The organism is Paraflavitalea soli, from assembly GCF_003555545.1.
Taxonomy (GTDB): Bacteria; Bacteroidota; Bacteroidia; order Chitinophagales; family Chitinophagaceae; genus Paraflavitalea; species Paraflavitalea soli.
In genome coordinates this window covers 3,757,679-3,779,229 of sequence record NZ_CP032157.1, presented here as the reverse complement: position 1 = coordinate 3,779,229, position 21,551 = coordinate 3,757,679, and the positions used below count along the sequence as shown (strand labels likewise).

Genomic DNA, 21,551 nt, shown 5'->3' with positions numbered 1-21,551 from the left:
GAAACAGTGTACTGTATGGGTAGTCCTAAAACCCGCCTGAAATGCCCGAAAAGGAGGCTGAAGACCAGTGGCGTGGAGGCTGGTTATCTAAAACTGGCTTGTTTGCTTTATAGATGATTGATTATCAATGGCACGCAACGGGTTGGGCAGCTGTCGGGAAAGCACAGATTCTTAATCCTGTATGCTAGCTACACAAGCTATTTTATCGTACCTTTGCGCCCTGAAATTTAGTTGTAAAATATGATATCGGTAAATAACGTAACACTCTCTTTTGGCAAACGGGTTTTGTTTGATGAAGTAAACCTTTCCTTCAACAAAGGCAATTGCTATGGTGTGATCGGCGCCAATGGTGCTGGTAAATCCACCTTTCTTAAAATATTGTCTGGCGAGATCGAGCCCAATAAAGGCACAGTAGACATCACGCCCGGTGAACGGATGGCTGTTCTGAATCAAAACCATTTTGCGTTTGATGAATCTACCGTATTGAATACTGTCATGATGGGGCATACCAAACTCTGGAAGGTATTGCTGGAGCGTGACGCTATTTATGCCAAAGAAGACTTTACTGAAGCCGATGGTCTCCGCGCCGGTGAGTTGGAAGGCGAATTTGGCGAAATGGGCGGTTATACTGCCGAGAGTGACGCGGCTACCTTGTTGAGCGAACTGGGTGTGGAAGAAGAAGTACATCAAACCCTGATGAAAGACATCAGCGGCGCCCTCAAAGTACGTGTGCTGCTGGCACAGGCACTGTTTGGCAATCCCGATATACTGATACTCGATGAGCCTACCAACAACCTTGACGTGATCACCATCTCCTGGCTGGAGAACTTCCTGGCGAGCTATGAAAATATTGTGATTGTAGTATCACACGACCGTCACTTCCTCGACTCCGTTTGTACACACGTAGCCGATGTGGATCGTCAGAAGATCAAGATCTATACCGGTAACTATACCTTCTGGTACGAGAGCAGCCAGCTGGCAGCCCGCCAGGCAGGCGACAAGAACAAGAAGATGGAAGAAAAGCGTAAAGACCTCATGGAGTTCATTGCACGATTCAGTGCCAACGCTTCCAAATCCAAACAGGCTACTTCCCGTAAGAAAGCCCTGGAGAAACTGGTTATCGAAGATATTACTCCTTCCAACCGTAAGTATCCTGGCATCATCTTCAAACAATTGCGTGAAGTAGGCAACCAGATATTGAATGTAGAAAAGCTTTCCAAGTCTTTCGATGGCCGTGTATTGTTTGGCAATGCCAGCTTCACTTTGAACAAAGGTGATAAAGTGGCTATCGTAAGCGATGACCAGATGGCCGTTACAGCTTTCTTTGAGATCATTAACGGACAAGCAACTGCCGATAGCGGCAAGTATGAATGGGGCACCACCGTATCCAAAGCATACCTGCCCAACGACAACTCACAATTCTTTACCGGCCAGCTCAACCTCATGGATTGGTTGCGTCAGTATGTACCCCCCCATGTAACCGATGTGGATGAACCCTTCCTGCGTGGCTTCCTGGGCAAGATGCTGTTCAGCGGCGATGAGATCATGAAGAAAACATCCGTATTGAGCGGAGGTGAAAAAGTACGTTGCATGATCAGTCGTATGATGTTGCAGGACCCCAATGTGGTGATCCTCGATGAGCCTACCAACCACCTCGACCTGGAATCTATCCAGGCTTTCAACGAAAGCATGGAAAACTTCAAGGGTATTGTACTGATCACTTCTCATGACCATACCTTCCTGCAAACAGTGGCCAACCGCATTATTGAATTAACACCCACAGGTGTTATCGATAAATTGATGACCTTCGATGAGTACCTGGAAGAAAAGCAGGCGCGTAAGCTGAAAGTAGCCTAAGTGGTGAGGAGGAATGCTTAATACTTATTCGTTAAATATATTCTATAGGCTGGCATGATTGCCGGCCTTTTTCATGTTGGAAAGCCGCAGACTGGCGCCCACTTTACAATCGAATGCATAGGAGCCCAGGCTGAATGCGCCATAGAGCGTGGTAGTGCCAAATGTAAAATGCAGGGTTTGTGAAAGATAACCAGGGTGGTAGTTTTCGCGTCCAAAGTCCTGACCGATCCCTCTTTCGTCATGGACCTGGTGGGCTGCCGCTATCCAGGCAACCTTATAGCCGAGCGTTTGGCCGGCTCCGACAGGCCCCAGTATCTCGGTAAAAAAGCCATAGGTGAAATAGTTGCGGTGCCGGTCTACCATCGTGGCCATACCCGGGGGCAGCTTACGGCGATAGGACTGATACTCGCCAAATTCGTTGTTCCAGGTCAATTCAGTTCCCAGCACCCTCCATTCGCCTTTGCCCACATCTGTCCGTACATTGATGCTGCCGGTAAATCCCCAGGCGCCGAAAAATTTGTTGCCAGCACGGCTGTTGATACCTGCTATATCAAATGCGGCGCGATCGGAGAAAGGAATAGAGTCCATAATGTTAAAGCCCCTTACAGAATAGTTCCCCAGTATCAGGTTGGTGCCATAAGATGCCTGGAAATTGCCGAAATTATGACTCCGGTGTAAAGTGCCGGCAAAACTGTACGTGGGATCATGCCAACGGTGGTTGGCGCCGCCAGCCGCAAAGTGGAAGCCGGCATAGGTGGCCGCAGGAGTGCCTTCCTGGTGCATGGGAGTGGGCCTGTATTGGTTGGTGTTGATGTGTAACGGGCTTTGGTATATAGCGTATCGCGTACAACTGGTAAGCAATAGTATGAACAGGGTAAAGGGTAAAATTTTCCTCATGTTATAGGGTGTATGGTTAAGGGTTGACAGAATAGGCGGCTTTTGCGTTGCATGCCCACGGCGGCTATTGATAAACAGCATAAAAGCCTGTGTTGAGGCAATAAAATACTAATTTTAAGCGCTATAACCTACAAGAAATTTCACCTGTTGATCGGGAGGATCCTGATACTCGCTTTATTGAGTCTACCCTTACTGCAGCCGGCTTTTGCCCAGGCTCCGCGGACGGAGAAGCCCTTGTCCAACCTTCGCAAAAAGACCATTCTGGCCAGTCAGCCCATCACCCAATTGGATTCGGTAAGCATCGTCCCCAAAACGGTATTTGTATTGGGTGCCCCGGACAGCCTCTATACCATCGATTATGTGAATGCCCTGCTCACCTGGAAAACAAGGCCGCCACTGGACACCCTGGTCATCTACTACCGCGTATTCCCTGCCAAACTCAATGCTGTGGTCAACAGGATGGCCTACGACAGCATCATGAACAACTTTATCGGGCAGCCTTTTGCACCCAATTATGCCGGTGTATCGCAAGCCGAAGGGTTCTTCAACTTCGGTAATATCAATTACAATGGTAGTTTTGGCCGGGCTATCTCTTTTGGCAACAGCCAGGATGCCGTGGTCACCTCCAACCTCAACCTGCAGCTGAACGGCTACCTGGCCGATAGCATTGAGATCGTAGCCGCCATCACCGACAATAATATTCCCATCCAGCCCGATGGCACCACCCAGGAGTTGAATGAGTTTGACCGCATCTTCCTCCAGTTCAGGAAAAAGAACTGGTCATTAAGCCTGGGGGATATAGATATTCGTCAGCAGCAGAGCTATTTTCTTAATTTCTATAAACGCCTGCAAGGAATCTCCTTTGAGACCAATACCGCCATTACCCCTTCTATCAGCAACAACCTGCTGGTGAGCGGCTCTATTGCCAAAGGCAAGTTTACCCGCAATGTATTCAATGGCCAGGAAGGCAACCAGGGTCCTTACCGCCTGCAGGGCGCCAACAATGAATTTTTCTTTGTCGTGCTGGCCAATACAGAACGGGTATACATCGATGGCGAACTGTTGCAGCGCGGGGAAGACCAGGATTATGTGATCAATTACAATACTGCTGAAATTGCCTTTACACCCAAACGAATGATCACCAAGGACAGGCGGATACAGGTAGAGTTTGAATATGCCGACCGGAACTACCTGAACTCAAACATCTACCTGGCCGATGAGGTGAAAATGGGGGAGAAGTTAAAACTGCGCATCGGTTTCTTCAACAATGCCGACGCCAAAAGCTCGCCCATCAACCAGTCATTGGATCCCAAACAAAAGCTATTCCTCAATACCATTGGCGATAGCATATCAAGGGCTTTTTATCCCACTGCTACCCTCGATACCTTTGCTGCCGGAAAGATATTGTACAAGAAGATCGATACCACCTGGATTGGCGCCCCTGCCCGCGACTCAATCTATGTATACACCACCAGTCCCGACAGCGCCCGCTACAGCCTCTCCTTTATCGATGTGGGGGTGGGTAATGGTGATTACATTCCCGACCTCAATGGGGCCAATGGAAAAGTGTACCGCTGGGTGGAACCGGTAGACGGGAAAAAGCAGGGACAGTATGAGCCGGCGGTATTGCTGGTAACGCCTAAAAAACAGCAGCTCATTAGTGTAGGCATTGATTACAACATCACCAAAAACACCGTGCTGAATACCGAGGTGGCCATGAGTAATTATGATGTCAATACTTTCTCGTCGAAAGATAAGGGTAATGATAAAGGATATGCCGGTAAAGTGCAGTTGAAAAATACCATACCCTTTAAGGCATCCAAAGTAGGCCTTCAATTGGTGACAGAAGGTGGATTTGAATATGTGGAGGCTAAATTTAAACCCTTGGAGCGTTTAAGGAATGTAGAGTTTACCCGCGACTGGGGATTGCCCCTGCAGGTAACACCCGAAAATGAGGCCATCGCCACCGGTGCGGCTCAACTGGCAGATGCAAAAGGCAACTCCCTCAAGTACCAGTTTACCCACTATAACCGCGGTACCGGTTTTACCGGTATTCGTAATACCATCAGTCATTACCATACCATCAAAGGCTGGAAGCTGAACAATGTATTTATGTATTCCAACGTGAACAGCATCACGGATAAAGGATACTTTCTACGCCCTACCATCGACGTGTCCCGCGCTTTCCCGGCGTTGAAGAACTATACCCTGGGCCTTAATTATTCCATTGAGCATAATGAGATCCACAATAAGATATCCGATTCTGTACAGGCGCAAAGCTTCTCCTTTGAGAATTTCCAGGTCTCCGTTAAATCAGATGTGACCAAACCCAATCGCTGGGGTGTTATTTACTTTACCCGTACCAACGCCTATCCATTAGGGAAAGAGCTGGCTACCTCCGATCGCAGCCATAATGTGAATGTATTTGCTGAGCTCCTCAAAAATGAAAGGCACCAGTTCCGTTTCAATGGTACTTACCGTACACTTACTATCCTCAATGATAAGGTAACTACCCAGAAGGCCGATAATAGCCTGTTGGGAAGGGCCGAATACCTGGTGAATGAATGGGGAGGATTGGTAACCGGCAATGTATTGTATGAAGTAGGAGCAGGGCAGGAGCAGAAGCGTGATTATGCTTACCTGGAAGTGCCCGCAGGACAGGGTGAATATACCTGGATCGATTACAATAACGATGGCATCCAGCAGCTCAACGAGTTTGAGGTTGCCTTATTCCAGGACCAGGCCAAGTACATCCGCATTTTTATCCCTACCAATCAATTTGTGAAAGCCAATTACAATACCTTCAATTACACCGTAGGGCTCAATCCCAGGTCTATCATTAACCTGACCGATGCTAAGCGTTTCATGAAGCTATTGGCCAATGTAAACCTTCAATCTTCCCTGCAGCTCAACAAAAAAGAAATAGCCAGGGGCATTGTACAGTTCAATCCCTTTAAAGCGCCTTTAAGCGATACCTCCCTCATCACGCTGAACTCTATTTTTATCAATACGTTTTCTTATAACCGGTTCAGCCCCAAATGGGGGTTTGATGTCAACAATTCCCGCAATAGCAGTAAATCATTACTCACTTATGGTTATGAAAGCCGTAAACTGGATGAATGGAACCTGCGCGGCCGATGGAATATTACCCGTCTGTTCATGTTGGAAGTGAGTGGCAAGACAGGCATCAATCAACTCACCAATTCCAATGTTAAATTCAGCAACCGCAATTTCAAGATCGATCAGTATGCAGTAGAGCCCAGGCTTACGTTTACAAAAGGGGCCGGTTTCCGCGCCATGGTAGGATATAAATTTACAGAGAAGGAAAACCAAACGGGAAGCCAGGAAAAATCAATGTCCAATGCACTGACCTCGGAAATTAAATACAACATCCTGCAGAGCACGTCTATACAAACACGATTTACTTACAACAATATTACTTTTAGTTCCCTCGATGCTGTCCCCAATACCAATTCACCTTCTGCCTATATCATACTCGATGGGTTGTTGCCTGGTAAGAACTTCCTCTGGAACCTGGACCTTACCAAGCGCCTGTCCAACAGCCTGGAAATAAATATCCAATACGAGGGCCGTAAACCAGGCACTTCAAGGGTAGTACATATTGGAAGAGCAGCCATCAGGGCATTGCTATAAGGCATAAAAAAACCGCTCCGGTATAGCCGGAACGGTCCTTTTTATTTCTTAAATATCTGTTAGTGATTATCCGAAGATGCCACCTTTTTTCAGCTCACGTACACCTTCTCCGATCTTGAAGCCATTGTGGTAAACCTCAATCTTGTAGTTACCTCTCTTGAAACCGCTGTTTTGTTTCCAGGGATATTCTACGTGTACTTTCTTACCAGTTTCGATAGTAACAGGCATTTTGAAAGTGTAGAACTTGTCGCCTTCTTCACGGGTAGTGAAAGTACCGGAACCCAGTGCTTCAACAGTTACAGGCTTTCCTTCCGGATCAGTTACTGCTACATATACGTCGGTTGCACCGCCGGCAGCAATACGATTGTCAACATCGAAAGAGATAACCAGTTTGTCTACGCGTTTTGCAGTAGTAGTTACTTTTTCTTTGCCACCGCTTCTTTCGTCGATCGGTGTGATAGCGATGCTGGAAGCATTCAGGGTAGAAGCTACGTCTACTTTCTTCTCCAATTCCTGCTTGGCAGTATTGGTGGTTGCGAGGTCAGTAGAGAGCTTTTCTTTGTCAGCTGTTAACTGAGTCTTCTCAGTAGTCAGCACCTGATTCTCTTGGGTCAGACGGGCAACTTCCTGCTCCAGGTTATTGATCTTGCTATTCAGGTCAGTGATCTGTGCAGCAAGTTCTTTTTTCTCTCTTTCGGTCAGCCTTTCTTTTTTCAGTTTGGCAGCGATGTTATTTTTCATCTTCTGGATCTCGCTGTTACGCTCGCTTAATTTACCTTCCAGTTCATTGTTATAACCGGTCAGTGAATCCAGGCGGATAACCGCTGCATCAAAGCTCTTTTGCAATTCATTCTTGGAAGAATCTACTGCAACATATTGAGTTTGCAGAGAAGTGATCTGTTGGTCAGATTTGTTTTTGTCCCACAGAAAATAACCCCATGTACCAAGGATACCAACGGCCAACAGACCGATGATCAGATTTTTAGAATCCTTTTTAGGAGGCTGATTTTGAGGACTAGCTGATGGATAATTGGTTGTGCTCATAGTTAATATGTGTTTTCAAAAGTTTAAAATTTGGGTTCTAACCCCTTTATTAGGTTTACGATAATGGGTTAGTCCAAAACCATGCCAGAATTTCCCAAAGGGAGGTGGAATGGCGGGGTGAAAAACGCTGAAATGTAGTATAGTATTGTGTTATAGCTGTGTATATTTACTCCCCAAACAAGACCTTTTTTGGTGTAATATTGCACCAATTTCAAATATTCTACGTCCCCATGTCTGCTGAAAAAATACTATCTGATTGGAAGAAAAAGCAATTTAAACCTATCTATTGGCTGGAAGGAGAGGAAGATTTCTTTATTGATAAGGTTGTTAACTATGCCGAGCACCATATCCTGAGTGAGGCGGAGGCTGGTTTTAACCTCACTGTATTTTATGGTAAGGACGCCAGCTGGCCTGATATCATCAATGCATGCCGCCGGTATCCCATGTTTTCAGACAAGCAGGTCGTATTGTTAAAAGAAGCCCAGCAAATGCGGGATATTGACAAATTGGAACCTTATATAGAGAATCCTTTAAAGTCTACCATCTTCGTTGTATCATATAAAGAAAAAAAAGTAGATGGCCGTAGCAAGCTGGCAAAGACCCTCAAAGAAAAAGGGGAGATGCTTACAACCAAAAAGATGTATGATAACCAGCTGCCCGACTGGACCAACGAACTGGTGCAGTCAAAAGGTTATTCCATGTCTCAGAAAGCTTTGTTGCTCCTGGTGGACCATATTGGGAATGACCTTAGCCGCATCAACAATGAGATCGATAAGATGCTGGTGAACCTGGGCGAGCGCAAGAATATTACCGAAGATGATATTGAAAAATATGTAGGTGTAAGCAAGGAATACAACCCATTTGAACTGCAAAGCGCCGTTGCTTCCAGGGACCTTGCCAAAGCCATGCGCATCATCCAGTATTTTGAGGCTAATCCCAAAGCAGCGCCTATCCAGCTGGTATTGCCCGCCCTGTACAACCTGTTCAGTAAAACCTATATGATCTTTGGGCAGACTGCCAAAGATGATAAAACAATTGCGCTGAATATCGGTGTTAATGCCTGGTTTGTGAAAGACTACCTGCTTACCGCAAAAAATTACGGGTACGGGGGTACTGAAAGCGCCTTGCTATTATTACATCAATACAACCTCAAAAGCATTGGTGTGAATGATGTGGGTACATCAGACGCTTCCCTGTTGAAAGAGATGGTGGCTAAGATGATGAATTAAGGCCAAAATAATGAAGCGTGTCTTCCTTGTCTTTGGCCAGTTGCTCCTTCAGTGCTTCCAGGCCATCAAACTTTTCTTCCGCCCGCAGGTATTTCTTTACGTATACCCGAAGCGTACGTCCATAGATGTTGGTATTGAAGTCAAACAGGTTTACCTCGATGGTTCGCCTGTTATCCGTGATAGTAGGTCGTATGCCGATGCTCATCATGCCTTTGATGGTTCCCGGGAGAGCGATCGGCGAATCAAAAGATTGCCGATTGCCGATTGCCGATTCACGATCCATGATCTCCGCTTCCACCACATAGATGCCATTGCCCGGTACCAGTTTTTCCTCGTTTTCCATGCGCAGGTTGGCGGTGGGATAGCCCAACACCCTGCCCAGTTTATTACCTTCCACTACCGTGCCTTCGAAAAAGAAATCATAGCCCAGTAAGCTATTGGCCTGTTCGATCCGGCTTTCCAGGATGGCCTGCCTGATGCGTGTAGAGCTCACTGTATTCTCGTCAATGACATGCGGCGGTATCTCCATTAGCCGGAAGCCTGAACGCGCGCTATAGACTTCCAATAGTTTATAATTGCCTGTACGGCCCTGTCCAAAGCGGTGGTCGTATCCGATGATGATCGTATGCGGATGGAACTTTTCTATCAAAAAATGCTCTATATAGGCCTCCGGCGTCTGCTGCGCAAAATCAGCGGTAAAGGGTACGATCACCAGGTGATCAATACCACATTTTTCCAGCAATTCAATCCTTTCCTCAATCGTATTGAGCAGGTGAAAAGCAGGCTGTTCAGCCGAAACCACTTTGCGGGGGTGCGGATGGAACGTGATAATGACCGTTTCTCCGCCTATCCGCCGGGCTTCTTCCTGTAATTGCTCCAGTATTTGCCAATGCCCCAGGTGTACCCCGTCGAATGTACCTATGGTGAGCACCGCCCGGTTAAAGGCAGGTATATTGTCTGTAGAATGGTAAACTTTCATAAATGCGGTGCGAAAATACTCTGAAAGTCCGGAAATTCCATAGTCTGAAAGGCCGTAAGCCCGGACTTTTCACGCTTTCCAGGCCTGTATTTTCAGCTTTCCGACTCTCGGACTTTTCCAACTTCCGGACTTCTTTCTTAGTTTTGCCCCCATGAGTTTATATTCACAGCGGGGCGTGTCTGCTCAGAAAGAAGAAGTTCACAAGGCTACCGAGAAACTGGATAAGGGTTTATATCCCTACGCTTTTTGCAAAATATACCCCGATTACCTCACGGGCGATAACAATGCAGTCAACCTGATGCACGCCGATGGCGCCGGTACCAAAAGTATCCTGGCTTATCTCTACTGGAAGGAAACGGGCGATATTTCCGTTTGGAAAGGCATTGCCCAGGATGCCATTGTAATGAACCTCGATGACCTGCTTTGTGTAGGTATTCACGATAACCTGCTTTTCTCCTCTACCATCGACCGCAATAAATCGCGCGTACCAGGTGAAGTGCTGGAAGTGATCATCAATGGCACACAGGAATTCTTTGATGAATTAAAACAATACGGTGTCAATATCCATTTCCTGGGCGGAGAGACTGCCGATGTAGGCGACGTGGTGCGCACCATTGCAGTAAATGGAACCATGACTGCCCGCTGGCCCAAACAACAACTGGTGACCAACGAAAAGATCCAGCCTGGTGATGTGATTGTAGGTTTTGCCAGCTATGGACAAGCCGTTTATGAAACCACTTACAACAGCGGTATTGGCAGTAATGGCCTTACCAGCGCCCGGCACGATGTGCTCGGCAAATTCTATGCACAGCAATTCAAGGAATCATACGAAAACTCATTGAGTGATGAGGTGGTCTATATCGGGCCACACAAAATGACCGATTCTTTAAAAGATGCAGGTTACGACCTGGAGGCTGGCTCGCAGCTCACAACTCACAACTTGTCCCGCCATAGCGGGAGCTCGCAGCTTACGATTGGCCAGCTCTTGTTAAGTCCCACCCGTACTTATGCTCCTTTGCTAAAAGAATTGTTCAACAAGCATTTTGATGCCATTCATGGGTTGATCCATTGCAGTGGCGGCGGGCAAACCAAATGCATGAAATACCTGCCCGGTGATTTCCGCATTGTAAAGGACAACTTGTTTGAACCACCGGTGATATTCAAGATCATTCAAAAAGCTTCCGGCAGCGACCTGCGCGAAATGTACCAGGTATTCAATATGGGCCACCGCCTCGAAGTATTTACGCCAGAAGCATCTGCCGCCGCGATAATACAAGCGGCAGAAGCCCTGGGCATTGAAGCAAAGATCGTGGGTAGGGTAGAGGCCGGTACCAAAAAAGAACTGGTACTCAGGACCGCCGGTGAAGAGATCATATTTTAGTTAAACAACTCATCTGTTAATACAGTCTGGCAGTTGCACACCATACGATGATAACCCATCAATGGAGTGTGGCTGCCAGTTGTTTTTCCAGCCCTTCTCCCCGGAGGTTTTTGGCTATGATCCTGCCTTCCGGATCTAGCAATAAATTGGCGGGTACAGACCCAATACCATATTGCCGGGCAATTGCATTATCCCAGGATCTGAGATCGGAGATATGCGTCCAGGGAAGCTGATCCTTTTGAATAGCTTTTAACCAAGGCTCCTTTTTATCGTCCAGGGAAACACTGAGTATCGTAAAGTTCTTGTCTTTGTATTTCTGCCAGGCCGCTATGAGAGTGGGATTCTCTGCGCGGCAGGGAGCACACCAGCTTGCCCAAAAATCGATCAATACGTATTTACCGCGAAAATCCTGTAGGGTCACCGGCTTGTCGGCTGTATCATTTTGTACAAAGTCCGGGGCTATTTTCCCGATCGCGGTAGCTTTCCATGCTTCTACTTTTTGCTGGAAGTACTTGCCCGGTGCATTATTCCTGGCAGCAGTGGATAGCTTGTTCAGCAATTCTTCCATTTGCTGCATATTGTTGGGCATACCAAGGCTATACAGGGCAAAGCTGCTCACGGGAGAGCTGCTGTGTTGAACGGCCCATTGTTGGGCGGCCGAATTCCGCAAGGCAAGGAGTTGTTTACACTCCTTTTCGAGTACAGTTTGGGTAGCTGTATCCTTATTTTTTTGAGCTTCCTGTAATTTTTTACCATTGACTGCTATCTTTTGGTGAAAATTGAGCTGGTCTATGCGCGTATAAAAATCCTGTTGATCTTTTGCAAAAGAACCTCCTGAAATACGACAGTTGTAAAATACCCCCTGTTTGATCTCCAGGTTGAGTGTACCTTCTTCCAGGTAGAACTCCCGGAATTGGCCGTCAAGATAGGCGCGCGTAAGCTGCATGGTATAGGCGCTGCCTTCCGGTACGGACAGCTTGAACTGAAACCGGTCATCTTTTACCAATGCTGAATCGCGCCAGTCCTGATGATTGGAGATCAGGAAGACCTTATCGCCTTCTTTCAGGCCCGTGACCCTGGCATTGATGGTCACTTGTTGTTGCGCACGGACCATTAACATGCTCAATGAGCATATCATTAGAAACAGGTATTTCATACTTAATTAGTTTATGTGTGGGAGTTGTTAATGGCAGCTTATACAATAAGAACAGAAACGTCCTTTTTTTTCAGTAAATTGAATAAATAAGGAGGGGCAGGTGGAAACCCGCCCCGTAGTTAACGAAGGTTAACTTGCGTATAGAAAAAAAGTAATGTTTTGAAGTAGATAGTGGTATATGCCATTCATTTCGAGTCAAGCGGTGTGCCACTTTGCTAATCACTGAAAACCAGTAGTTATGACAATAATAATTACTGGATAAGTGATCGGTTTTGATACAGCGTGTGCGCATTTCCGGACGCATCATTCTCGACAAGGTAAGTTCGTTATTACGCGTCATGAATAGTTGGGATATTATTTCCCTTTTTCAAGCCTGAAAGTCGCTTTATAAAAATAACGGCCGGGGGTTACTGTATGAGGACCAAAGATAGAAGCGTTTTTTGCTGACAGGTTCTTTACTTCCGCATTCATCAACTCCCTGATCCTTTCTTCGCTTAATGGAGAACCCGGCACCTTGTCTTTATGAACAAATCCTACGATCACAATAGGCTGCACATGGCCTTGCGCAGCAGCCGGCGCCGATGGGTATATTTCATAATCCTTCAGTTTACCTGTTTCATCCAGTGAAACAGCATACCAGATCGATCCTTCTCCGCCATGATCCAGCATTTCCACCGGATACCGGAAGTTCTTATTGAAAAAGCGGATAATTGTTTTTTGTACCGTGTCTTCAGCATACAGCATCCTGGGGTTTTTGGCCAGCTCTATTTGGTCAAACTCCAGTCTTTCTTTCTTCCGCGCTTGGGCTGCTTCCAGTAAGGCTTGTTCCTTTTCGAGCTGCAACTTAAGCGCATCTACTTTTTGCTTTTGCTGGAGCTCCGCTCTTTCATATTGCATCTTGGTCTCTTTAGCCACATGCGTCTCAAGCTGCTCCGCTGCTTTCTTTTGCAGTACGAGGGCTATATCTCCTTCCGTCTTTAATGCCTGGTCATACACGTGGTCTTTGGCGGCCTTCTCTGTATAGTCCTTTTCCTGCAATACCTTTTCCTGGACCTTCAATTCCTGCAGTTCCTTTTGCAAGAGGGTATTTATGTTTTTATCTGCCTGTGTCTCTTTCTTCTTTAAAATTTGTGTCAGCACTTCCTGCCTGGCACGGATCTTTTCGAGCTCCGTTCCTTTTACCTTTTCTTCATAGAACATTTTTTCTTTGTTGTGGTACGCTTGCTCTTTATTATCGTTATAATACATTACAGAATCCTTAATTCTTTCTCTCAGTTCCGCCTCGTATTTTAATTCCTGCAATTTTTTCTCCATGTTGTCTTGCTGTATTTTTTCGAACAAGAGCTGTTGGTTGCGGTTCTGTTCCATTAGGGCCTCTTTGGCTGCTTTCAGCTTAAGGGTGGGTGTGGTGTCCGTACGGTAAACGTCATTTTCCTGGTTCACAACAGTAGTGTTATCAGGAGATCCGGCTTGCTTTTCTTTTTGCTGCCCGGCATATAAGGTTACCGAAAAGAACAAGAGGAGCGACACAGGTAATACCATTACCCGGCTCCAGTATCCGTATTTGGATTGGTTGAGTTGAGTGATCATAGCAATGCGTCTTTTTAATTGATTTTGAAAAAAGTGATGCGGCAACGATTGCTGACGATAGGTCAGCACCTGCTGCACCAGTAGTTCTGCATATTGGTACTGGTTGCTGCCCGAGGCTGCATATTGATCCGCCAGGAATTCATGAATGGCTTTCAGTTCCTTTTTAATGAGGTAGAAAAAGGGGTTGAACCATCCAAGCATCGTGATTGCCTCTGCCAGTAATATATCAGCCGTATGCTGCTGCTGCACATGAAACAATTCATGGCGGAAGATCTGTTGACCTTGTGCACTGTTGAAATTCAGCTGATCATTCCAGAAGATGGAGCGGAAAAACGAAAAAGGCGTTCCCGGTTCCCGGGTTTGGTAGAACTTTAATTTTTCCACTACTTCAAAGGAATAACGTCTCGATATTTTCCGGATATACCACAGGCCGCGTACAAGGGTATATAATAGAAATACCAGACCAATACTGTACAGCAGCCACAACAGGTTGGAGAGTGTAAACAAAGTGGAAGACTGCAGTTCCTCCAGAGGTTTACCCTCCGGTTGCGCTACCGGTGGCAGTGTCACAATCCTGGCTGTATTATAAGCTACCTGGTTCAGCATGCCGGGGTCTTCGAATACCGGTATCCTGATAAATGGCAATACAATGGACAATACCAGCGTAGCCAGCAGGTAAAACCGGTTGTAATGGTGGAAGCGCCTGTTGCGCAGGAAAAGCCAATAATAACCCAACAGGATGCCGGAGCAAAGCACCATTTTTCCCAGGTACGTTATAAGTATCATGGCTGGTTGTTTTTAATCTCATTGAGCTGTTGTAACAGGCTTAGGCCCTCCTCTTCCAATCCCTTCACATATTCGTCCAGGAGCTGCAACTCTAATTCCCGGGGCAACCTGCTTTTATAGCCAGTACTTTGCATCTTGTTCATCTTCTTGATCAGCAGATACTTTTGTTCGGCTATATTTTCGACAAGTGCCCGTTCAAATCCTTTCTGTACATCTGGGATTTTTGCATAGCTCTTGTATTTTTTATCTCTTTTCTCTATCTCTATTACCCACCAGTTAGTAACCAGCGATACATCGAGCTCGCTGCCTTCATTATGGATGCGTTCCCTGAATTGAGCAACAGGTAATCTCAGTACTTCACCTACCACCACCTGGCCCTGCTTCTTAATTTCTTCGTAAACTTCATGGGGAACCACCGGCTCTTCCCCCTTTACATTGGCTGTTGTCCGTTCAGTATTGCCCTTATCCCGTTTCCGTTCCTGGGCGTGCAGGCTCACCGATAAGAAGAGCACCACCAGGATGGGCAATACCATTACCCGGCTCCAATAGCCATATTTTGATTGATTGAGTTGCGTGATCATGGCAATCCGTCTTTTCAGCTGGTTTTGGAAAAAGTGATGGGAGACAGACAGTTTGCGGCTGGTCATTACCTGCTGTACCAGCAGTTCGGCATATTGATAGTGATTGCTCTCAGAAGCTGCAAATTGATCGGCCAGGAATTCATGAATGACCTTCAATTCTTTTTTGATGAGATAAAAGAAGGGGTTAAACCAGGCTGCGGCTGTGATCAATTCGGCCAGCATTATATCGGCGCTGTGCTTTTCCTGTACATGGAATAACTCATGGCGGAATACCTGTTGTTCCTGCGGGCTGGTGAGGTTCAATTCCTTATTCCAGAAAATAGACCGGAAAAAGGAAAAAGGAGTACCCGGTTCATGAGTCTGGTAAAACTTTATTCTCTCCACCACTTCATAGGGGTAGCGTTTCGCTATTTTGCGGATATGCCATATAGAACGCCCCAGTATGACCAGCAATACCAGTACGCCGGTGCCATACAATACCCATAGTAAGTTCGTAAGCGTAAAAAAGGAGGAAGTTTCCTGTACCGGTATAGCTACCTGCTGTACGAATGGCTGCAAGGTAACCGCCCTGGCCGTTTGGTAGGCCACCTGGTTCAGGGTGTCGGTAGCTTCATTAAACACCGGTATCTTGAACAAAGGCAACACAAAAGAAAGCAGGAGGGTAGCCAGCAGGTAAAACCGGTTGTAGTGGTGAAAACGCCTGTTGCGCAGGAAAAGCCAGTAATAGCCCAGCAGGATGCCGGAGCAAAGCACCATCTTCCCCAGGTAGGATAAAATGAGCATATTGGTTGTTTTGGGGTTATTGGTTGTTTTGGGCGTTTTTGATCTGTTCCAGCAGTTTTTGCAGCTCTTCCTGGCTCAGTTTGTTGTCACTCACAAATTGCGACACGAGCTTTGCGGGAGAACCTTCAAAATATCCCTTCACCAGCTGGTTAACACTTTTCTGGCCATAAGCCGCCTTACTCACCCTGGGTTTGTACAGGTTATTACGGCCCTGCACCTCATATTCCACAAACTCTTTCTCTATCAGGATTTTTAACAGCGTAGCCACCGTATTGGAATGGGGCTTTGGTTCCGGGATATGCTCCATAATGTCCTTTAAAAAGCCCTGGCCCAGGTCCCATACGACCAGCATAACCTGTTCTTCTGCTTTGGTGAGTGGTTTCATAACTAAGAATTTAGTTGTACCCCAAATCTATAACTATTTTCTTAGTTACAAAATCTTTTTTTAAGGGTTATCCACAATTAATTTGAGCTTTTTTTATTGCGCACAGGAATTGAATAGTTACGGCGTCTATAGTAGTGTTGGCGCAGATTACAGCTTACTATCACCCCCTATGGACAATCGTTTGTGCTGACATTCAATCCGAAGTATACCCTCCACAGCTTTGTTTTTATCCACAAAAGCTATGAGATTTCGGGATTGCGTGTTATTTTTGCAGACGGTTCTGGACGGATCGGACACATTAACAGCTCATTTGCAGTTGATTTGCAACCTGCCCTGAACTTTCTCAGTCTATTTATTGTTGATACTGTACCCTGCCCTGAAACAGTTATTTTATTACTTAGAAATTTGATATGAGACAGCTCAAAATTGCTACCCAGATAACTAATCGCGACTCGCAGGCAGTAGAGAAATATCTGCAGGAAATCTCTAAAATTCCAATGATCACTCCTGAAGAGGAAACTGTACTCGCCCAACGGATCAAGATGGGCGATCAGAAAGCATTGGATAAGTTAGTACAGGCTAACCTACGTTTCGTGGTATCCGTGGCTAAGCAGTATCAACACCAGGGCTTATCCCTCAGTGATCTGATCAACGAGGGTAACCTCGGTCTGATCAAAGCTGCTCAGCGTTTCGATGAAACCAAAGGTTTTAAATTCATCTCTTACGCCGTTTGGTGGATCCGTCAGTCTATCCTGCAGGCTTTGGCCGAACAGGGTCGTCTCGTACGCCTTCCTCAAAATAAGATCGGAACTTATAATAAGGCCAACAAAGCTTATATGGCTTTCGAACAGGAGCATGAGCGCGAGCCCAGCACCGAAGAACTGGCCGAGTTACTTGAAATGAGCGAAACCGAGATCAACAATATTTTCCAGAGCAATACCCGTCACACTTCCCTCGATGCCCCTGTGCATGAAGCAGAAGATGTGGCCATGGGCGACCTCCTCGAAGGTGGCGATGATACCGATGATGATGTGATGAAAGACTCCCTGCGCAATGAGATCCGCCGGGTACTGAAGTCCCTCAGCCCCCGTGAAGCAGAGATCGTAAACGCTTATTTTGGCCTGGATGGCGAAAATGGTGTTACCATTGAGCAGATCGGTCAGAAATACGATCTTACCAAAGAACGTATCCGTCAGATCAAGGAAAGAGCGATCAAACGTTTACAGAAAGCCCGTTACAGCAACGCGCTCAAAGCATATTTAGGTTAGTATAGTACGTTAATCAACATAAAAGCCCGGTATGGTGAAAGCCAGCCGGGTTTTTTGTTGCCATTCTATTCTATCTTTATAAGGTATGCTCAAGCGCCTGGTACTGGTAATACTCCTGGTAGGAACCTTGGTGTCCTGCGAAAAGGCTATTTCTTTTACACCCCGCAATGCAGAGCCGGCTGTGGTGATAGAAGCCACTATTGAGAACGGGCAGCCGCCCATCGTCATTCTTTCCCATAGCCTCCATTATTTTAGCAAAATATCACCCGATTCATTGGCCGCCTCCTTTATTCACCAGGCCGAGATCAATATTTCAAATGGCAGCAAGACCCACCGCCTCAAAGAATATGCTTTACCAGCCAATAATGGCTATACCGTCTATTACTATTCCATCGACTCCGCCAACCTGGCCACCGCTTTCCCCGGAGAATTCAACAAAAGCTATTCCCTGCAGGTAAAAACCGGTGGGAAAGAATATACCGCCGTAACTACCATTCCCAACCTTACCAAAACCTTTGATTCTCTTTGGTGGCTGCCTGCACCCAGTAATCCCGATACCGGCAAGGTCATTATCATGGGGCGCACCACCGATCCCCCCGGTTTTGGTAATTATATCCGGTATTTTACCCAGTCCAATGGAGACCCTTTCCTGCCAGGGCTCAATTCCGTGTTTGATGACCAGATCGTAGATGGGAAAACCTATGAGGTACAGGTGGAGCATGGTGTAGACAGGAATGAGTCCATCGACCTGGAAGACTATGCCTTCTTCAACCGGGGCGATGTGGTGAGTGTGAAGTTGTGTAATATTGACAAAGCAACCTTCGATTTCTGGCGCACCATGGAGTACAATTACACCAGTATTGGCAATCCCTTTTCTTCTCCCGTTAAAGTGCTCAGCAATATACAAGGAGGCGGGTTGGGCTATTTTGGCGGCTACGCCGTGCAGTATTCTACCCTGGTGATCCCCCGGTGATAGGTTTACAGGTTGACAAGTTAAAGGGTTGAAAGGTGGTCTCACCCCCTGTCAACTTTTCAACTGATTAACTGTTTTACTATACGCAAGGTTATACACAGTGAATTAAGGTCTTAACTGACTTGACGCATTGTTAACAGTTTTGGCGTTATTTTGTCAAATTTTCTTTAAGAATACAGATTTATGGAAAGCGAAAAAGTACATTGTTTGATTATAGGATCCGGACCGGCAGGATATACAGCCGCTATCTATGCAGCACGGGCTAATATGAAGCCCGTATTGTACCAGGGTATTCAGCCCGGCGGTCAATTAACCATTACTACCGAGGTGGAAAACTATCCGGGTTATGCCGATGGTGTTCAAGGCCCTGAAATGATGATCCATTTCGAAAAGCAGGCTACCCGCATGGGCGCTGATATTCGCTTTGGACTGGCTACAAAGGTTGATTTTTCTCAACAGCCCTATAAAGTGTGGATCGATGATGAAAAGCTGGTAGAAGCAGATGCCGTGATCATTGCTACCGGCGCCTCCGCCAAATGGCTGGGCCTGGAAAGTGAAGAGCGCCTCAATGGTTTTGGGGTGAGCGCTTGTGCTGTATGTGATGGCTTTTTCTTCCGCACCAAGGAAGTAGCCATTGTGGGCGCTGGCGATACAGCTGCCGAGGAAGCCCTTTACCTGTCCAAGCTGGCTTCTACCGTGCATATGTTTGTGCGTCGTGATTCCATGCGTGCCTCTAAAGTAATGCAGGACAGGGTGCTGGCTACCCCCAATATCAAAGTATATTGGAATACCGAAACAGATGAAGTGCTGGGCGAGAACAAAGTAGATGCTGTTCGCATTAAGAATATCAAGACCGGCGAAAAGCAAACCATTGCCATCAGTGGTTTCTTTGTAGCCATCGGCCATGAGCCCAATTCCACCATCTTTAAAGGAGTGATCGATATGGATGAAGCCGGTTATATCAAAACCATTCCCGGTACCTCCAAAACGAATATAGAAGGTGTTTTTGCAGCCGGTGATGTGCAGGATAAGATATACCGCCAGGCTGTAACGGCTGCCGGTAGCGGCTGTATGGCTGCCCTGGATGCAGAACGTTATTTATCGGCCAAAGGACTGGTCTGATCCTCCCTGGCCGCTTGGGTAACAATGCTTTCTGTGATACCGAAAAAATAATATTACAATTCCTTACTTCTTTCTAATTTGGCCCCGTCCCGAAAAGACGGGGTCCAAATTTCACTTATGGTTACGATTGAGTTACACAACATTCGGTTACAGGCGTATCACGGTCTTTATGAAGGAGAACAAAAAACAGGAAGCCTTTACGAAGTGAGCCTGAAAATAACGTATGATGAGGGCCACGTTAAGTTCGACGACCTGAAGAATACCATCAATTATGTGGATGTATTTGACATCGTAAAACAACGGATGAAGGTAGCAACTCCCTTGCTCGAGAAAGTAGCCGAAGGCATTATCCGCAAACTCAAACATCAATATCCCTTCTCCACCGAGATCATCATCTCCATCTACAAGTTGGAACCTCCCATCGAGAACATCCAGGGCAAGCTGGGCATTACCATGCACAAGAAGTATGATGTTTAAATTTCCTTTTTCTTCCACTTCCCGCTCCGGATATACCAGTAGGAAAGTGAGAACAAGGTAGTCCAGTACAGCCATTCCGACATCCAGCCCCAGGTGATGGACCATTTGAATACTTCCAGTACCAGGTAAATGTAGCAGCAATAGAGCGTAATGGCTGCTGCTTCAATGGCCAGGTTTACCGTAGAGTTGCCTGTGCCGGTTACTGCATTCAGCCATACCGTAGAAAATGACATCAACACCAGGGCGCTCGAAACCACCCGTACCACGGGAATGGCATCTGTTACAAAGGAGGCATCCTGTCCATAAACGGAGAGCAGTACATGCGGAAAGAAATTCAGCAATAGGGCGATGACAAGGGCTATGCAGAAGCTGATGCGTACAATTTTCTGAACCAGTGATATCACCAGGTCCTTCCTGCCCTGACCAATCACATTGCTGACCATCGTATTGGTAGTAGCCGCAAATGACCAGGTGAATACCCCAAAAAAGCCGAAGAGGTTACGCATCGTATTGGAGATCGCCAGGTCGCGGTTACTATGTCCTTGTGAATAGCCATGTCGCTCTACCAATATGTAGAAGAATATCCAACTGATCACACTGATGGCATGTTGGAAAATAAGCGGAGAAGATTGTACCAGTATTAGTTTGGAGATATCCTTTTGGTAACCAAAATGCTTGTACAGCGAAAAACGTTTGCTGATCCCTTTGCGATGGATCACCGCAAATACCACCAGCATGCCCGTGGCCTCTGCGATGACCGAGGCGATAGCTGCCCCGTTAAAACCCATTGCCGGGAACCCCAGTTTGCCATAGATCAATGTATAATCAAAGAATATATTGGCTATTGTTTCCGCCAGCGTGCCGATCACCAGGTATTTACTTTGGTTAGTGCCTACCAGCAGGGCATTGCGCATTTGGTAGATGTACAGGAAGGGCAGGCCCCAGATGCGGATGTACAGGAAGTGCACAGATTGCTGCAATACCTTTTGATCGTGCAGCGAATACTTCAATATAGTGGGCGCCACCAAAAAGGTAAGCGCAATGCCAATGGCAGCAATGATGAGCGCGATCCGTACTCCTTGCGAAAACAGCTTTCCGATCTCATCCACGCGGTTTTCCCCTGCCCGGCGGGCGATCAATGCCTGTAACCCATTGTTCAGGCCAAAACCAATCGCTGCGAAAATGAGGTAATATACCCCCGTAAGGCCGGCTGTACCCAGTTCCTGTTCCCCCAGGCCCCCCAGGAAAATGTTGTTGGTGATGAAATTGATCTGCGGTACTAGCAATGCAAAGCTGATCGGCAAGGCGATCTTCAGTATCTGTCGGTTGGAAACTTCTACCCTTAAATCATTCGGTATAACTGTGGCCATAACTTTATTAACTACCCCC

The 21,551-nt window shown here is 46.6% G+C and carries 16 protein-coding genes; 8 read left to right on the top strand and 8 right to left on the bottom strand.

What is annotated here, in order from left to right:
* Positions 1-240 precede the first annotated feature (240 nt).
* On the top strand, positions 241-1,857 hold the full coding sequence (locus D3H65_RS13825; protein ID WP_119050880.1) for an ABC-F family ATP-binding cassette domain-containing protein: 1,617 nt from the start codon (positions 241-243) through the stop codon (positions 1,855-1,857).
* A 42-nt stretch (positions 1,858-1,899) separates the two neighbouring features.
* On the opposite strand, the gene D3H65_RS13820 is transcribed toward D3H65_RS13825, so the two are convergent.
* Positions 1,900-2,754 carry a hypothetical protein gene (locus D3H65_RS13820; RefSeq protein WP_162915622.1) on the bottom strand — a complete coding sequence of 285 codons (855 nt, stop codon included), beginning with the start codon at positions 2,752-2,754 and terminating at the stop codon, positions 1,900-1,902.
* Between the two features lie 177 nt (positions 2,755-2,931).
* Here D3H65_RS13820 and D3H65_RS13815 point away from each other — a divergent pair, with 177 nt between their 5' ends.
* Positions 2,932-6,408, top strand: coding sequence for a hypothetical protein (locus D3H65_RS13815; RefSeq protein ID WP_119054504.1), 3,477 nt, complete (start codon positions 2,932-2,934; stop codon positions 6,406-6,408).
* Between the two features lie 66 nt (positions 6,409-6,474).
* On the opposite strand, the gene D3H65_RS13810 is transcribed toward D3H65_RS13815, so the two are convergent.
* The gene (locus tag D3H65_RS13810; protein WP_119050878.1) at positions 6,475-7,452 is read right to left on the bottom strand and encodes a hypothetical protein; all 978 of its coding nucleotides are present in this window, start codon (positions 7,450-7,452) and stop codon (positions 6,475-6,477) included.
* A 230-nt stretch (positions 7,453-7,682) separates the two neighbouring features.
* On the opposite strand from D3H65_RS13810, the gene holA reads away from it, so the two are divergent.
* Entirely contained in the window at positions 7,683-8,681 is a 999-nt protein-coding gene (holA, locus tag D3H65_RS13805; protein ID WP_119050877.1) for a DNA polymerase III subunit delta, read from the top strand.
* Here holA and D3H65_RS13800 read toward each other — a convergent pair.
* Positions 8,665-9,660, bottom strand: coding sequence for a bifunctional riboflavin kinase/FAD synthetase (locus D3H65_RS13800; RefSeq protein WP_119050876.1), 996 nt, complete (start codon positions 9,658-9,660; stop codon positions 8,665-8,667). The two genes, holA and D3H65_RS13800, sit on opposite strands and share 17 nt — an antisense overlap.
* A 151-nt stretch (positions 9,661-9,811) precedes the next feature.
* Between D3H65_RS13800 and D3H65_RS13795 the strand changes: the two genes are divergently transcribed.
* The gene (locus D3H65_RS13795) at positions 9,812-11,041 is read left to right on the top strand and encodes an AIR synthase related protein (RefSeq protein ID WP_119050875.1); all 1,230 of its coding nucleotides are present in this window, start codon (positions 9,812-9,814) and stop codon (positions 11,039-11,041) included.
* A 58-nt stretch (positions 11,042-11,099) separates the two neighbouring features.
* Here the strand turns inward: D3H65_RS13795 and D3H65_RS13790 are convergent, their stop codons facing one another.
* From D3H65_RS13790 to D3H65_RS13775, 4 genes are all read right to left on the bottom strand, one after another.
* The gene (locus tag D3H65_RS13790; RefSeq protein ID WP_119050874.1) at positions 11,100-12,197 is read right to left on the bottom strand and encodes an AhpC/TSA family protein; all 1,098 of its coding nucleotides are present in this window, start codon (positions 12,195-12,197) and stop codon (positions 11,100-11,102) included.
* A gap of 354 nt (positions 12,198-12,551) precedes the next feature.
* Positions 12,552-14,573 (bottom strand): M56 family metallopeptidase, encoded by a 2,022-nt coding sequence (locus D3H65_RS13785; protein ID WP_119050873.1) that lies wholly within the window; start codon positions 14,571-14,573, stop codon positions 12,552-12,554.
* Positions 14,570-15,937, bottom strand: coding sequence for a M56 family metallopeptidase (locus D3H65_RS13780; protein ID WP_119050872.1), 1,368 nt, complete (start codon positions 15,935-15,937; stop codon positions 14,570-14,572). The genes D3H65_RS13785 and D3H65_RS13780 overlap by 4 nt, the downstream gene beginning before the upstream one ends.
* Positions 15,938-15,953: 16 nt before the next feature.
* Positions 15,954-16,322: a BlaI/MecI/CopY family transcriptional regulator gene (locus D3H65_RS13775; RefSeq protein ID WP_119050871.1), complete on the bottom strand. Its 369-nt coding sequence runs from the start codon at positions 16,320-16,322 to the stop codon at positions 15,954-15,956.
* A 410-nt stretch (positions 16,323-16,732) separates the two neighbouring features.
* Between D3H65_RS13775 and D3H65_RS13770 the strand changes: the two genes are divergently transcribed.
* From D3H65_RS13770 to D3H65_RS13755, 4 genes are all read left to right on the top strand, one after another.
* Positions 16,733-17,590, top strand: coding sequence for a sigma-70 family RNA polymerase sigma factor (locus D3H65_RS13770; RefSeq protein WP_014217201.1), 858 nt, complete (start codon positions 16,733-16,735; stop codon positions 17,588-17,590).
* Between the two features lie 85 nt (positions 17,591-17,675).
* On the top strand, positions 17,676-18,563 hold the full coding sequence (locus D3H65_RS13765) for a DUF4249 family protein (RefSeq protein ID WP_119050870.1): 888 nt from the start codon (positions 17,676-17,678) through the stop codon (positions 18,561-18,563).
* A 183-nt stretch (positions 18,564-18,746) separates the two neighbouring features.
* Positions 18,747-19,685, top strand: coding sequence for a thioredoxin-disulfide reductase (gene trxB, locus D3H65_RS13760; RefSeq protein ID WP_119050869.1), 939 nt, complete (start codon positions 18,747-18,749; stop codon positions 19,683-19,685).
* A gap of 117 nt (positions 19,686-19,802) precedes the next feature.
* On the top strand, positions 19,803-20,162 hold the full coding sequence (locus D3H65_RS13755; RefSeq protein WP_119050868.1) for a dihydroneopterin aldolase: 360 nt from the start codon (positions 19,803-19,805) through the stop codon (positions 20,160-20,162).
* Here D3H65_RS13755 and D3H65_RS13750 read toward each other — a convergent pair.
* Positions 20,159-21,532 carry an MATE family efflux transporter gene (locus D3H65_RS13750; RefSeq protein ID WP_162915621.1) on the bottom strand — a complete coding sequence of 458 codons (1,374 nt, stop codon included), beginning with the start codon at positions 21,530-21,532 and terminating at the stop codon, positions 20,159-20,161. The genes D3H65_RS13755 and D3H65_RS13750 overlap by 4 nt on opposite strands.
* Between the last annotated feature and the right edge of the window lie 19 nt (positions 21,533-21,551).

Coding starts and splice junctions, on each gene's coding strand:
- D3H65_RS13825 (WP_119050880.1), top strand. CDS start 241: ATGATATCGGTAAATAACGTAACACTCTCTTTTGGCAAACGGGTTTTG.
- D3H65_RS13820 (WP_162915622.1), bottom strand. CDS start 2,754: ATGAGGAAAATTTTACCCTTTACCCTGTTCATACTATTGCTTACCAGT.
- D3H65_RS13810 (WP_119050878.1), bottom strand. CDS start 7,452: ATGAGCACAACCAATTATCCATCAGCTAGTCCTCAAAATCAGCCTCCT.
- holA (WP_119050877.1), top strand. CDS start 7,683: ATGTCTGCTGAAAAAATACTATCTGATTGGAAGAAAAAGCAATTTAAA.
- D3H65_RS13800 (WP_119050876.1), bottom strand. CDS start 9,660: ATGAAAGTTTACCATTCTACAGACAATATACCTGCCTTTAACCGGGCG.
- D3H65_RS13795 (WP_119050875.1), top strand. CDS start 9,812: ATGAGTTTATATTCACAGCGGGGCGTGTCTGCTCAGAAAGAAGAAGTT.
- D3H65_RS13790 (WP_119050874.1), bottom strand. CDS start 12,197: ATGAAATACCTGTTTCTAATGATATGCTCATTGAGCATGTTAATGGTC.
- D3H65_RS13785 (WP_119050873.1), bottom strand. CDS start 14,573: ATGATACTTATAACGTACCTGGGAAAAATGGTGCTTTGCTCCGGCATC.
- D3H65_RS13780 (WP_119050872.1), bottom strand. CDS start 15,937: ATGCTCATTTTATCCTACCTGGGGAAGATGGTGCTTTGCTCCGGCATC.
- D3H65_RS13775 (WP_119050871.1), bottom strand. CDS start 16,322: ATGAAACCACTCACCAAAGCAGAAGAACAGGTTATGCTGGTCGTATGG.
- D3H65_RS13770 (WP_014217201.1), top strand. CDS start 16,733: ATGAGACAGCTCAAAATTGCTACCCAGATAACTAATCGCGACTCGCAG.
- D3H65_RS13765 (WP_119050870.1), top strand. CDS start 17,676: ATGCTCAAGCGCCTGGTACTGGTAATACTCCTGGTAGGAACCTTGGTG.
- trxB (WP_119050869.1), top strand. CDS start 18,747: ATGGAAAGCGAAAAAGTACATTGTTTGATTATAGGATCCGGACCGGCA.
- D3H65_RS13755 (WP_119050868.1), top strand. CDS start 19,803: ATGGTTACGATTGAGTTACACAACATTCGGTTACAGGCGTATCACGGT.
- D3H65_RS13750 (WP_162915621.1), bottom strand. CDS start 21,532: ATGGCCACAGTTATACCGAATGATTTAAGGGTAGAAGTTTCCAACCGA.